Genomic DNA, 14,523 nt, shown 5'->3' on the forward strand with positions numbered 1-14,523 from the left:
CGATATGATATTAATCTTAATACTTGATGTTAATGAGCAACACCGCCTGTGGTGAGCTTCTGCGGGTCAAGCAAACGCTCAAGCTCCTGCCGCGACAAATCGGTTTCCTCTTCCGCGACATCCAGAATATCTCTGTGCTCTTTGTAGGCTTTCTTGGCAATCTCAGCCGCTTTCAAATAGCCGATAACCGGGTTGAGCGCCGTCACCAGAATCGGGTTTTTCGCCAGTGCTTCCTGCAATTTGTCTTCCCGTACATTAAAGCTGGCAATGGCTTTATCCGCCAGCAGCTTGAAGGTATTCGACAGAAGTTCAATGCTTTGCAGCAGGTTATAGGCAATGACAGGTAACATCACATTGAGCTGGAAATTCCCGGACTGGCCGGCCACTGTAATGGTGCTGTCGTTGCCAATCACCTGGGCGGAAACCATAGCCGCGGCTTCAGGTATTACAGGGTTCACTTTGCCCGGCATGATGGATGAACCTGGCTGCAGTGCTTCGAGCTCGATTTCCCCCAGCCCGGCCAGAGGGCCTGAATTCATCCAGCGCAGATCATTGGCAATTTTCATCATGGCTACCGCGGCGGTTTTCAGCTGACCCGACAGGCTCACGATAGCGTCCTGGCTGCTGAGGTTGTAGAAAAAGTTATCGCTGCTGGTAAACGGAATTTCTGCCGACACTGAGAGGTTATTGGCAAACACGGCTGCAAATTTCGGATCGGCGTTGATTCCGGTGCCGACTGCCGTCCCCCCCTGAGCCAATGCTGAAACATTGTCCAGACTATGCTGTATGCCCAGGCGTGCTTTTTCGATCTGCGTCTTCCAGCCAAGCAGCTCTTGCGCCAGCGTGACCGGCATGGCATCCATCAGGTGTGTCCGGCCGGTTTTGACGATATGGCCGACCGCAGAGGCTTTCTCATCAAGGGTATGACAGATGTGCGCCATCGCAGGCAGCAGTTGCTCGTGGCATGCCAGCGCGGCGCTGACCTGAATGGTGGTTGGGATCACATCGTTACTGCTCTGTCCCATGTTGACGTGATCATTCGGGCTGATAACTTGACCCGCACGCTTTGACGCGAGCGTGGCGATGACTTCGTTGGCATTCATGTTGGAGCTGGTTCCGGAGCCGGTCTGGAAAACATCAATCGGGAACTGGTCGAGGTGGTGACCATCAATGATTTCCTGACAGCTGTCGATAATGGCATGGGCGATGTCTGAATCCAGCAGTTCAAGGTCGAGATTACTTCTTGCGGCGGCTTGTTTCACAAATGCCAGGGCTTTGATGAACTGGACAGGCATTGTCAGTCCGCTGACGGGAAAGTTGTTCACGGCTCGCTGGGTCTGCGCCTGATAAAGTGCCTCTTTCGGGACGTTCACTTTGCCCATGCTGTCTTTTTCAATGCGGTAGGATGTCGTCATTTCCGTGGTTCCTTATAATCCGGAGGAATGATGTAACTGTAGGAGGCTTTGTTTCAGAGACAGGAATTTACTGACGTGATTATCGCCATAACATTTTTTCAGAGCGAGCAAGGGACAATGCAGATAATCCAGGCAAATACGGCGAAAAACACGGGATTGGTGTTTATCTTCAACACTGTTGCACAAATGAAAAAAAACACGCCTCAGAAACAGCTCCTGAAGCAGAGGGTTGCGCAATGCATTTTGTTGCCCGTAGTACGCTGCCAGATTCATTCCGGCCTGCGTCATGTCAACGATGACATCCTGTTCGAACCCTGGGATAAGAGGGTGATTCAGAAATCGCTCTTCTGCCAGAAAGAACTGTCGGTACAGCGTACTGGATCTGCTCATCAATCGCTCCACACTCAATAAACTTTAATGATAATTATTATCATTGTTGTGGCGGGGTTACAAGTCTGCGCCTGAAGTTTATACAAGACCCTAAGTGTAGGAGATAAGAAGAATGCCTGTGTTTTAGGATGCCGGAATGAGGATCACCATAGAAACGGGCCGGACCAGGCAGTCTGACTGGTGAATATTCCGAGCAGCCAGCTGCTCCTCAGCGGTATCAACCAGACAAGTCCAGCTGTGCAGTGACGAGGGCAAGCGGAAGCGTACCGGATAATCATCAGGGTTGAGCAGATAAAGCAGGGCGTTGTTTTCGCTGGCCTGAATCAGACAGGAAAAAGGCTGGCGTCCGGCCCAATTCTGGTCATCCATCGGTGTTCCTGTGGGAGTCAGCCAGCTAATCGTGGCTGGCGCAGACGTCTTGTCTGTGATTGCTCTCATGATAGCTGGCATGACAGTCTGACGTTGCTGAATCAGAGACTGCAGCCAACTTCTGAACTTGTACTCTTCTCTGGATAGTGCCCAGTTTACCCAGCTGGTGTCATTGTCCTGACAATAAGCATTGTTGTTTCCCTGCTGGCTGTGCGAGTGCAGGTCAGCACCTAACAGATGGGGAATGCCCAGACTGAACAATAAGCTGGTCATCAGGTTACGCTTTTGCTTTTCACGTCTTTTTTGAATACTGGCTGTTGCAGCTAAACCTTCTGTCCCCTGATTATTGGAGCGGTTATCAGGATGACCGTCACAATTATTTTCACCATTGGCGTGATTATGCCTGTGATTGAATGACACCAGATCCTGCAGGGTGAATCCGTCGTGATAACAGAGGTAATTGATGCTGTATTTTTGTGGCCAGTTTTGGGCAGGAAATTGTGGTTGCGAACCCAGCAGGTGAGGGGCAACCGCAGAAGCAGGGGCATCATGCAGCCAGAAACTGCGCCAATTGTCCCGGAACTGGTCGTTGCATTCATGCCAGCCGGCAGGAAAAGCGCCTGACTGATAGCCATCCGGCCCTATGTCCCAGGGCTCGGCAATCAGTTTTACCCTGCTGAGCAACGGATCATTGCGTATCGCGGCAAAGAAAGCAGAGTCTGACGAAAAGTGGTCATGGCGTCGGCCCAGCGTTGCCGCAAGATCAAACCGAAACCCATCTACCTGATAATTCATTACCCAGCTACGCAATGATTGCAAGATGGCCTGCAGCATGGGCGGGTGGCTGACATCCAGGGTATTGCCACAGCCGGTATAGTTTTTGAATTGCCCCTGCTCGTCTTTTAAATAGCTATGGCTGTCGAGTGCTTTAAAGTGAAACACCGGACCGCCATCCCCTTCTTCGGCGGTATGGTTGTAGACCACATCGAGAATGACTTCTATGCCGTGAGCATGCAGGGTGCGAATCATGGTTTTACACTCTCGCACCGGATCGGCTGAGGCGAAACGTTCGTCTGGTGCAGACCATGCAATCGGGTTGTAGCCCCAGAAATTGGTCAGAGATTTGGCAGTGAGGTGCGTTTCATCTGCTTTTGCCGCAATCGGCATGAGCTGCAAGCTGGTGATGCCTGATTGCCTGAAATGGGTCAAAGTGACAGGGTGGCACAACCCTGAATACGTGCCGCGCAGATTGGCGGGCAAATCCGGATTGGCCTTGGTGTAGCCTTTCACATGCACTTCACACAGAACCGTTTTCTCCGGAGCAATGGCCGGACGCTCGCATCCCTGCCAGTCGAAATCATGGCAAGTGGTGTAGGCTATCCATTCCGGAGCAGTGACCAGATCAGATGTCCGCTTAGGTGCCGGCTGCTGCTGCACTCTGTGCGCATGGGGATCAAGCAGCCATTGCGCTGAAAGGTCAGTTGCTGTTGTCACAAGAAAGGCATAGCCGGTGTTTTCACCGATGCCCCGGATGAAAACATGCCAATTATCGTTTTTTTGGCGCTCAAGACGATGACATGCGGTGGCAATGCCTTCCTTATCGAATAGCACCACTTCCAGCGTAAGAATATCCGGGCCATATAAACGGAAGTGGCAGCCTTCGCTCGTGAGTGTAGAGCCAAAGCCGATGTCGGTATGCTGCATAAAAGACAAGTTTGCGATTCCCTGAAAAACAACAGCCAGTCAATAGCGACTGGCTGTTTTTAACACACGGTATTAGTGTTTGATTACCACCAGGCTTCAACCTGAGCACCAATGTTGTACTCAGTGTCGTTACCTGCGCCGAAGGCATTGTCGTTATCGTAATCAGACAGGTAGCTGGCGTAGAAACGCAGCTCAGGACGTGCCCAGAAGCTTGGTCCTGCTGTGAGCGCCTGAGCAATAGTCAGCTTGCTACCAGACTTGTCGACGCCAGAATTGTCTTCGTCATAGTAACCGGCTTCGAAGATTGTCTTCACGTTGTCGTTCCACTTGTACTCAGGACGGATAACGGCACTAATGATAGTGTGATCATCCTTGCTATCGTAGCTGGTGTTTGCGTAAACCAGCTGGTGGCCAATTTCCCAGGTTGAAGAAGGTGCAATAACGCCCCAGTTGATCAGACGGTAACCCTGCGCACCATCGTTTGAGGTGGCGTTGAAGTAGTGACCCGCACCCAGACCGGCCATTTGCTCACCGTAACCTTCAGTACCAAACTGCAGCGCGGTTTTGTTGAAACCGTTCAGGAATCCGCCCTGAGTCAGTTCTGCTGTCAGCATTACACCGTCATTGAAATCACTGGCTGCATCTTGAGCGTCAGTTGCGTTGACCAGGCCGTAGTTCACGCCCAGCTCCAGGCTGGCATCGCTCCACAGACCCAGACCGGCATAACGCAGATCAAAGTTGTTGACGTTCACGTCGCCGGAATCATCACGAATCACAGCCACAGACATTTTACCCGGACCGACACTCAGGTTTTCCAGACCGGCACCGGCGCCTGAAGTGTCCCAGTAGTAGAAGTCAGAAATATGGATATCGTGGCGCTGGTAGTAACGCTTACCTGCCCAGACAGCGGCATCCTGGTCGCCTGCAATGAAACCTTTCGCCACCACATTGAACTGGCGCAAGGCGATGTTATCAGAACCATCGTCATTTACACCCAAACCTTCCCAGTCACTTGAACCGTCAGTGGCTACAGCCAACATGGAGTCAACATAGAATGACTTACCATTCTCGTTGTACACTTCCTTGCCAAGACCCAGCTCGCCATAAACGTCATTTTCGTTGCCCAGACGGCCGACTTTGTTTTTCTCATAAGCGACAGTTGAACCGTTTTCACCGCTCACACCGACACCCGCACGCATATAACCGTGAAAGTCCACTTCTGCATAAGTAGCGGCAGACATCAGTGCTGCGGAGACGGCAGCGGCTGTCAGGCAGATTTTGTTCAGTTTCATTGCTTAACTCCTTGATGGATGCGTTTTTATTATCTTGTTTGCTTTCGGCTCCGCCGAATGCAGCAATCAGAGTGCTCAGGTACAGGTAATGCTCACCCTGATTAGCGCGCCCCTCAGTCAACATTTGCACTGCATGAAATTAATCCTAGTGCTTTTTTTTGAGAAGGATTGCGTCCGTAATGGATGTTTTTATTCTGCGCCTGCAATAAAGGCGTAACATCCTCCCTGAAGCTATTGATTTATGGAGTAGCAGGGGGGCTGAGTGTGTGGATCACACTTTGTAGGGGGGTATTCCAAAAAATAGGTTCAAGAGTAATTTTTTGACTATTGGATCACGAAATTTCACCAATGCGCTGTTATCTAAGTTGAAAATGGATAGTGAGATCACGCTTTGTCCGGGAGGAGAACAATAGTTCGTCAATCATAATCTGTGAACTGACACATGAACGCTGTTTGTAACTGATTTGTTTGTTATCACTCCATGATTTAGAGCGGGCCCACAGTTTAATAGTTCAACTGCCGGCCAGGCCGAACTTTCTTGCTTGTAATCAGCAGAGTTGCATATCTTTTTCTATGTTCTTCAATAACGATTTTGTGCAAAGGATTGGCAATGCGGTTTTTCGTATGTTTATTCGGGTTACTGGCTTTTCAGTCGCAGGCCAACTGGTTCAGCGCTGAATATGCGCATGGTGTGACTCAGGAAAAGGTTGAGGTGCTGGCAAAAGCACAACGGGAAGGGGCTGTACTCTTCATTGATACCCGAGAACCGGATGAATATGCAGAGTCGCACATTCCGGGCGCCATAAATATTCCACTGCGAGAAATCAATGAGCTTAATGTTTCAGATATGGAAGGCTATGGCTATGTTGTCCCGTATTGTTTGAAAGACTTCCGCGGTTTTGAAACAGCAAAAGCACTGCAGAATAAAGGGCTCAAGAATGTTGTTTTAATGGAACCGGCGGGGTTAAACGGCTGGCGTTCTGCCGGACTCCCAACTGAACAATAACCATGAGCCAGGGAGTGGTGATGTTGAAAATCAATCGGGTGCAATGTCTATTTGTAACCCTGCTTATTGTGTTTCTGCCGCTGATCGTATGGAGCAGAAATACCGGCAATCCGTTTCTGTATTTCACTGATTTCGTCCCTGTTGGTCAGGGATTTTACGTCCTGTCTAAACTGGCGGCTTTGATTTCTCTGCTCCTTTTTGGTGTTCAGGCGCTCATCGGGCTATTTCACGTCAAATTCAGTTTTGCAAACAAGCAAAGGGTGCATCGTTGGGTCGGGGTAAGTGTGCTCCTGATGGTATTGCTCCATGTCAGTGGCTTCATTGCGGCAACTTCACTCAGAAGCGGTCACTTTACAGGCCATTTTTTACTGCCGGATATTGACGATTATTATCACGCGCGCATTACGGTAGGGCTGGTTGCGCTGATTCTGATCCTGTCGGCTGTTTTTGCCAGAATCTGGCTGTCCGGGACATTGCAAAAATGGGGGCACCTGTTTGCGATTCCAGCGTTTTATCTGGCTGCCTGGCACGCTTTGTCAATTGGTACGGAGTCTCGTCATCCCATCATACAGATGGTGTTGATTGTGATGATGATACTGATTGGTGTCGGTATTCTCCGAAGATTATTGCTTCGTCTGAAACCGATGCGAAGGGTCAGTACAGGATGAAAGTATGGCTCATCCTCCTTGTTACCTTGTGGCTACCGTCGTTGAGCCTGGCACAGGATTTATTACCCTGCGGAATGTCGTTTATTGGTCTGACAACGGAAGGCTGGCGGGCATTTACTGTGGATGAAAATGGTCTGCCTGAGCGAGTCAGTGACTTAACCGAACCCCGGGAATTCACCTGGTCGCCGTCAGCAAATCGCATGGTATTTATCCGCGCGGACGGCACGATATCGGACAGACAAAACGCCGTCACGCGCACTTTAGTATCCAGCGATGCGGCGGACGCTTTTACGCAAATCCGGCTTGGTGAACAAGGACAGTCGCTCATTGCCATTCGGTTGTTTGAGCGGAAAAGTGAACGGACAGCGTTGACTGTATGGCAACCCCGGCAACAGCGTTTTTATGATATTCATCAGCAGCTTGGTAAAATATTTGACCCAAGCGCAAATGACGATAAATACATGTTCAGTGTTGTCACATGCATGCTGGACTGCGGTGGGATTGTTCAGGAAGCTTGGGTAAAAGATCGGGCGACTCGCTATGCAAAGCAACTGACGCTGCACAATGGGATCGTCAGATATCCGATCTGGGATACGCATCAGCAACGGACTGTGTATAGCTTACGAACGAAAAAGCATTTTCAGCTGTGGCAAACCAACAAATCCGGAGAATCAACGCAGCTGACCCGAACGGATGGCACAGATCTCTGGCCATCATTGTCACACACTGGCGAGCTTTTTTTCGTACGCCGGACAGGTGGTCGCGGCCAGTTAATGCAAATGAGTGACGAGGGTGAAAAACAGATCCAGTTGGATCATATTCGTGATATCAGGGATTTGGAGATTACACAGTGAAAATAGTGGAAAGTCGTTATGCTTGGTTAATGATTGTCATGATGACAGTGTTTCCATGGTTTGCTCAGGCTGATTCGCATCCTTTTGTAATAGAATCCTTTACTTCTCATACGTTTGATATTGCACGCGATCAGCAATTTCCGATCATGATCCGTGTGGTTGAGGCAACTGAGCTTCAGGTTGATATTGTCTCGCCTGATGGTGATTTGGTGAAGACTTTATATCCGATGCAATCTACAGCTGCAGGTTTACTCAAGTTGTCCTGGAACGGGACGGACATGCGGAATCAGCCAGTGCCAAACGAAGCCTGGTTTCCTGTGATTCGTTACCGGCAAAACGGAGCATTAATTTCTGTTTCCCCTCAAGACAGTTCTGGCGGAGAAGTGATTGAGCATGTACCACTCACCATAGAGTCGCCTCACCGCTTGAAAATTAACCTGGATACGCCAGCCCGGGTATTGATGCGCGCTGGCATTAAATCAGGGGCAATGTTACGCACCATTGTGAATTGGCAACCCAAAGCGGCGGGGGCCCATGTGATTCAGTGGAATGGTCGCGATACTTCAGATGTGTTTCCGTTTACCGGTCTGGAAAATTTCGCTGTGATGGCAACGGCGTATCAGCTCCCTGATAACAGTATTATCACATGGCGGAATGAAGCAAAAAGCTACACACATTGGCGTCAGTCTTTGGGATACCCTGAACAATCTGCGGATCAGCGAGCCAGCATTCAGGAAACGCGAAACGGGCAATTACTTTCTAAGGTGTTTTTCAAACCCAAGTACCTGCCGCTGGACCCACTCGTACAGTTGGAATTAAAGCAAAACCCGGAGAGCCAACTGGCCACCGTCGAAGTCGATATTCCCCAACAGGATCGCGGCCTGGTTGAAGAGAGTTTATATGAAGTCGGCTTTTTCATTGATGGTGAGTTCGTTTCGGAAGAAGAACAGGGTTATGTGCCTTTTACCTGGCAATTTAAGCCCTCGAATTATTCGAAGGGCGTTCATTATCTGACCGTTAACATTACCGGATTCGACGGACAGGTGGGTGTTTCGTCCGTTAAATTTGTGAATGAATAATTGTTTCTCAGGGCTATTTGTTGGTGCGTTTCTTGATATTTCACTGACCGTAATACCGCGCACAAACAAAACAAGCGCCTCTGAAAGAAACTGATGGTGTTGTCATTTTCATAGCAAATTGCTGCTTCTCACCTTTCTGATAATCCACATTAAAAAGTAAACAAACAGCGGCTCTCGTTGTCTAGGCTTTTTCTATTCATTTATCCTCAGGTTCATTCAAAGGAAGCATGATGAAAGCTTTTCATTATGTCGTCTTGGCATTTGTATTGATGACAAGTTGTCAGGCGGTAGCCGTTGAATTATTTGATGCCCCCCCATGGCAGGAAACCCAGATTTATCGGGGGAAAGATCTTGTCGTGTATGAAGATCATTTATATCTGGCGAAATTCTGGAACCGGGGTGAACAACCAGACGTTTCTCCTCATGTCTGGACGCCGATTTACATTAACAGTTTGCCGCCTGCCTGGTCCCGTCATGAGGTTTACCGCCATGGCGATGCGGTGTTTTTCAATGGGAAGCTTTATCTTGCAGCCTGGTGGACGATTTGGTTGGAGCCGGGCAGTTTATCGCCCTGGGGACCATGGGTGTATCTCGGTGAAGCCGATCTGAGCGGACCGGATATTTCCCTCATCAGTCCGGAAGTCAATGAGCCGCTGACGAGTGAATATCAGCCAGTGATTGTACAGGTGACAGATGCACATCTGTCTCAGGAACCTGCAGACTATACCGTTACATCAACAAAGAATACTGAATTTGCGTTGGAATGGCTGGAAGATAATTTAATCATCAAGCCGCTTTCTCCCTGGGCAGATGGTGAATTTACCCTGGTTGTGAAAGCGGAAGATACCTGGGGTAATCAGTCAGAAGCACAGTTTTCTTTGCTCGCTGAAATTTCGGTGCCGATTCAATCGGAAATTATCGCAGTGCCAGCTTCCGGTGAAGCTCCGCTGAAAGTCTTGTTCAGTCCGAATATTACAACGGATAAAGCGATTAATTATTATCGCTGGGATTTTGATGGTGACGGGGTATTCGATCGCCAGGATACCGTTGGCAGAAGCCAGAGTTATACCTTCAATATGCCCGGTACTTATCAGACAGCATTGGAAATTACCGACTCCATTGGTCGAAAAGATACGGGGTATATTGACATTGAAGTGGAGAATGCAGCGCCTGTTGTCAGTGCCACAGTGAATCAAACCAATGGTCATGTGCCCCTGACTGTGCAATTTACGGCAAGTGCAACAGATAATGAGGGGATCGCGAGCGTTGCGTGGGACTTTAACGGTGATGGGCTGGTGGATACGACCAGTGATACTGCCGGAACCGTGAGCTTTACTTTTGAGCAAGTCGGCAATTTTCAGGCGTCCGTGTCTGTGACCGACACGCTGGGCAAACAAACCCGGGTTGCGTTACCGAATATTGAAATTCGCGCTGTGGATCCGGACTCACCGACGGCCCGTGTTTCACTAGATAACCCAGCAGGGGATGCTCCGCTGACGGTGACTTTGACACCGGCGGTCACCCACAGGGATTCAGTGGCTGTTCAGGATTTGCTCTGGGATTTCGATGGCGATGGGCTCACCGATGAAATCACTTCTACCCTGGATCCGGTTCAGTGGGTTTACAAAAGTGCCGGAACCTTTTTCCCCACGCTGACGGTGCAGTTCAGTGACGGCAGCAGTGCCAAAGATGTTCAGCAGGTCACGGTACAGGAAAGTCTGAGCCTGAGCATTATTGGCAACAGTATTGATCCGACAGCCGGGCAGGCCGCACGGGTGAAAACCGTCATCAGTGCCGATCTGTACCTCACGGTGCAAATTGAAGATCGCCTGGGTCAGATCGTCCGTACGCTTGTTCCCTGGCAGGAGAGGGAGGCAGGCACTTATGAAGATATCTGGAATGGACTGGATGCTCAGGGACAGCCACTGCCACAGGGCGATTATTATGCCGTGCTGAACTATCGCAAAGACGGCAGGGTTGTGCGTTTTGATTTACGTCCTTCAACCAGTGGCGCGGCCTATAACCCCAGTCGCAGCCGGATCCCGAGTACTTTTGAGCCCTATAACAACAAACCTTTGGTGATTGAGTTTACGCTGAACAAGCCTTCTGAGGTGACGGCGTTTATGGGGTTATTCAATACTAATACCCGCTTGGTGACCTTTAAAAACCGCGAGCCGCTGGGCAAAGGCAAGCACCGCATCGTGTGGAGTGGTTTGGGCGATGATGGCAAGCCGGTTGTGACGACCGCTTCGAACAAGTTCTTGTTTGGTATCTGGGGATATTCGATGGGGGATAATACCATCTTTTTGTCCTCCGGCCCGGTGCTGAACAGCTTTAAGGCACAGCCTTCTATCGTGGTACCGAATACCCATACCGAAACCAGCGATGGCAACAGTCATCTGTCTTTCTCACTGAATAAACCTGCCGATATTGAACTTCGCGTCAGCGATATCGATACCGGTGCACTGGTTCGGCGGCAACTATTCAGCAATGTGGCTGCGGGGAGTCAGCAACTGGTGTGGGACGCAAAAGCCGACGACGGCAATAGTGTTGCCCCCGGGAAATATCGCCTCGGCATCCGTGCTATTGACCCGCAAGGGTATGTCAGCCCGTACCTCTATACCGTCCAGCGGGTGTATTACTAATGATCGTTCGTCTTATCAAATTACAGGTAAGCAGACTATGAAATTTCTTATTGCCGTATTGTTCGCATGGGTAACAGCGCCCGTTATGGCCGCATGCAATCTGAGCATTGAGCAGTATGTTTCTATTGAGATTGAGTCACGCCAGCATACGGTGGATGGAATGGCGCAACGCCTGATCTTGCTACAGCAACAGGCCAATGTGGATTTGATGTATGGAGCCGACTCGGAGATTGCGCAGAAAGTGAATGCAGCCTTCGCACGTTATGATTGTTCACCGGCAGAACATGCGCGTTTTGGCGTTGTGCATGAAGGGGATATTGCCGTGTACCTGCTGTCTCATCCGGAAAAACAGGCAAAGCTGGAGCAGATAAAGACACGATTCAATCAGTACACGCAATCTATTCGCGCCATCCAGCCTGAAACGGTTCCCGCAGAGGAGAATGTATCATGAAGATCAGACTCGCAGCGGTGACGGCATTTTTCAGTGCGCTGTTATTCAGTTCTCCGTTACTGGCGTATCACTACCCGTGGGATCAGGGGCACGATACCACGCTGAACAATAATCCGAAAAATGAGCCTGGGCCCGGTGAATCGGAAAGTGAAGAGAGTAGTTGTGAACAGGGCTCCCCGGTTTATTTAAAAACCGGCCACTTCGTTTGGCATGACGTGGATTTGGTCGTGGGCCAAGCGACGCCTTTGTCGATTCGCCGGGTCTTTAACTCGAATGACCCGAAAGATGGTCCCTTCGGGAAAGGCTGGACCTTCAATTGCGAAATTTCTCTGTTTAAAGTCACCGATACGCAGGAGACCGCTGATGGCGGCGTCGAAACCATCACGAAATTTGTGTATCGCGTTGGCAACGGTCGCCGGATGACTTTCCTGCCGGATGGACAAGGCGGCTATCAGTCGCCGGATCGCGTGAAAGCAACCCTGATTGATGGTGAAACACCAACCCTTGCCTTTGAACAAGGCCACTCGGTGACCTTTTCTTCGTCAGGACTGGTGCTGCGAAAAACCGACCGCAACAACAATCAGGTGCAGTATGAATACGATGAAAATCAGCGCCTGATCAAATTGAGTAATGGTTTCTCTCAGTCGCTGACGCTGACTTACAATGCCAGTGGCCGTGTGCAGGCCGTGACCGATCAGGCCGGACGCCAGTGGCTTTACGATTACAACGCGGACGGTGAACTGGTTGCTGTCACTGATCCTACGGGTGAGACCCTAACCTATCTGTATGGTCGGTATCAGCCCAGTGGTGATGCTTTTGTTTACAGTCAACTGAAAGAGATCCGCGATGAAACCGGCATTGTAGTGACCTCGGTCACTTACAACGGCGCCCGCGTGAAATCTTACACCGAGGGCAGTAATACCTTCAATTACGACTACAGTGCCGACTGGGTGACCAAAACGGACAGCACCGGCGCGAACTGGCGTTTTAAACTCAGTGCGGGTGGTCAGCGCATCGAAGATATTGATTCACTGGGTTACAAAACCGTGTATACGCGGGATGAAAAAGGCTATGTGACATCTGTGACCGATCCCATGGGTTACAGCCAGACGGTAAGCCGAGATGATGCCGATCGGGTGACGCAGCAGCACCACGGTTATCTCATCACGCAATACCAGTATCCGGGAGAAAGCCGGTATCCGAATGCCATGGTTTATCTGCCTGCCAATGGCAGTCTTGAAACCTCAGACAGTGGCGCATCCCGAACCATCTCGCTGACTTATGATGCCAGCCACAACCTGACCTCAGTCACCACGCCGAAAGGGGATACGACGCATCGCAGTTATCTGGCAAATGGTTTGCTTGCCAGCAGCACAGACCCGGAAGGCAATGTCACTTCCTTCACATACAACAATCAGGGGCAGCTTGTTGCTGTCGTGAATGCACTGGGGCAAACCCAAACCCTGAGTTATGACGGCAATGGCTACTTAACGCAAGTGACGGATGCCGCCGGGCAAAGCTGGCGTTATCAGTACGATGCATTAGGCCGTAAACTCAGCGAGCGGGACCCGGCAGGTCTTGAAACCCGCTATACCTACGACGAAGCCGGAAAGCTGACGGCTGTGATTGCACCCAATGGCGCCACGGAAACTTATAGCTACGACAGCTATGGTCGTTTGAGTGTGCTGACCCGCTATGACGGCAGCAAAGAAAGCTATACCTACCGGACGGATAATCTGCTGGCCAGCAGTACCGACCCGATGGGGATCGTGACCCGTTATGAATATGACGATGGTAAGCGGCTGGTGATTCTGTCGGTTGGCTCGGAAGTGGTTGAATACGCTTATAATGCGCGTGGTCAGCTGACCAAAATCAGCAATGCCAACGATACCCTGACTCGCGCCTATGACCAATGGGCAAGGCTGACGTCGGAAACCAGTCAGGGGTTGACCCATCAGTACAGCTACACCCCATTTGGTGAGATTGCACAATGGGATAACGCAGGGACACCCGTCAGTTACGCTTATGATGCTAATGGTCAGATCCAGAACATGACCACCCCGCAAGGGAGCTATTCATTCAACTGGAATGCCAACGGGATTCTTACCCGGCAGCAAACACCCGACGGGTTGGTGTTAACCAATCAGTACGATGCATTAAACCGTTTAACCTCACGGCGTTACAACCAGGGCGCGTTCAGTAAAGACTGGCAGTATGCGTACAGTCTGTCGGGGTTACTGGAAAGCATCACTCAGGATGGTGTGAATCAGACCTTTGTATACGATGCCAGCCAGCGTTTAATACAGGCGAACACAGTCACTGGTGAATATCAGTATCAGTACGATGATTTAGGCAACCGGTTAGACTTCGGCGGTGTTTACAGCCCGGACGGCAAGTTGCTGGAAGATAATCAGTTCAGCTACGAATATGACCTGCGCGGTAACCTGAGCAAGAAAACCCGTAAAGACGGCAGCACCATCGAAACCTTCACCTATAACGACGCAGAACGTTTGGTCGGTTACCAGCGCGAGCGGGTGATCAGCGCAGATGCCGGAAATGGTGAAACCACACTGCAATCCAGCATCGAAGTGACCGCTGCCTATACTTATGATCCTCTGGGACGCCGGATCAGCAAAACCGTTAATGGTGA

At 50.3% G+C, this 14,523-nt stretch carries 11 protein-coding genes; 8 read left to right on the plus strand and 3 right to left on the minus strand.

Going from position 1 to position 14,523, the window contains the following annotated elements; all coding sequences use genetic code 11:
* Window positions 1-29: 29 nt before the first annotated feature.
* Window positions 30-1,415, minus strand: a complete 1,386-nt coding sequence (locus tag P0Y67_RS16190) for a class II fumarate hydratase (RefSeq protein WP_342392705.1) — start codon at window positions 1,413-1,415, stop codon at window positions 30-32.
* 75 nt (window positions 1,416-1,490) lie between these two features.
* Between P0Y67_RS16190 and P0Y67_RS16195 the strand changes: the two genes are divergently transcribed.
* Window positions 1,491-1,826 (plus strand): hypothetical protein, encoded by a 336-nt coding sequence (locus tag P0Y67_RS16195; protein ID WP_342392706.1) that lies wholly within the window; start codon window positions 1,491-1,493, stop codon window positions 1,824-1,826.
* 102 nt (window positions 1,827-1,928) lie between these two features.
* Here the strand turns inward: P0Y67_RS16195 and P0Y67_RS16200 are convergent, their stop codons facing one another.
* Window positions 1,929-3,878 (minus strand): glycogen debranching protein, encoded by a 1,950-nt coding sequence (locus tag P0Y67_RS16200; RefSeq protein ID WP_342392715.1) that lies wholly within the window; start codon window positions 3,876-3,878, stop codon window positions 1,929-1,931.
* An 83-nt stretch (window positions 3,879-3,961) separates the two neighbouring features.
* On the minus strand, window positions 3,962-5,164 hold the full coding sequence (locus tag P0Y67_RS16205) for a maltoporin (RefSeq protein WP_342392716.1): 1,203 nt from the start codon (window positions 5,162-5,164) through the stop codon (window positions 3,962-3,964).
* A gap of 616 nt (window positions 5,165-5,780) precedes the next feature.
* Between P0Y67_RS16205 and P0Y67_RS16210 the strand changes: the two genes are divergently transcribed.
* The 7 genes from P0Y67_RS16210 to P0Y67_RS16240 form a co-directional block, all read left to right on the plus strand.
* Window positions 5,781-6,176 (plus strand): rhodanese-like domain-containing protein, encoded by a 396-nt coding sequence (locus P0Y67_RS16210; protein WP_052730037.1) that lies wholly within the window; start codon window positions 5,781-5,783, stop codon window positions 6,174-6,176.
* Between the two features lie 20 nt (window positions 6,177-6,196).
* Window positions 6,197-6,844, plus strand: coding sequence for a hypothetical protein (locus tag P0Y67_RS16215; RefSeq protein WP_342392707.1), 648 nt, complete (start codon window positions 6,197-6,199; stop codon window positions 6,842-6,844).
* Complete coding sequence (locus P0Y67_RS16220; protein WP_342392708.1) at window positions 6,841-7,698, plus strand: TolB family protein; 858 nt, start codon at window positions 6,841-6,843, stop codon at window positions 7,696-7,698. Before P0Y67_RS16215 ends, P0Y67_RS16220 begins: the two co-directional genes overlap by 4 nt.
* A gap of 41 nt (window positions 7,699-7,739) precedes the next feature.
* A complete protein-coding gene (locus P0Y67_RS16225) occupies window positions 7,740-8,777 on the plus strand; it encodes a hypothetical protein (RefSeq protein WP_342392709.1) in 1,038 nt (345 codons plus the stop codon).
* A 230-nt stretch (window positions 8,778-9,007) separates the two neighbouring features.
* Window positions 9,008-11,422, plus strand: coding sequence for a FlgD immunoglobulin-like domain containing protein (locus tag P0Y67_RS16230; protein WP_342392710.1), 2,415 nt, complete (start codon window positions 9,008-9,010; stop codon window positions 11,420-11,422).
* Window positions 11,423-11,459: 37 nt separating this feature from the next.
* The gene (locus P0Y67_RS16235; RefSeq protein WP_342392711.1) at window positions 11,460-11,873 is read left to right on the plus strand and encodes a hypothetical protein; all 414 of its coding nucleotides are present in this window, start codon (window positions 11,460-11,462) and stop codon (window positions 11,871-11,873) included.
* A partial coding sequence (locus P0Y67_RS16240) for a DUF6531 domain-containing protein (protein ID WP_342392712.1) occupies window positions 11,870-14,523 on the plus strand: 2,654 nt, incomplete at its 3' end. The genes P0Y67_RS16235 and P0Y67_RS16240, both read left to right, overlap by 4 nt.

This window comes from Photobacterium sp. SP02, from assembly GCF_038519165.1.
GTDB lineage: Bacteria > Pseudomonadota > Gammaproteobacteria > Enterobacterales > Vibrionaceae > Photobacterium > Photobacterium halotolerans.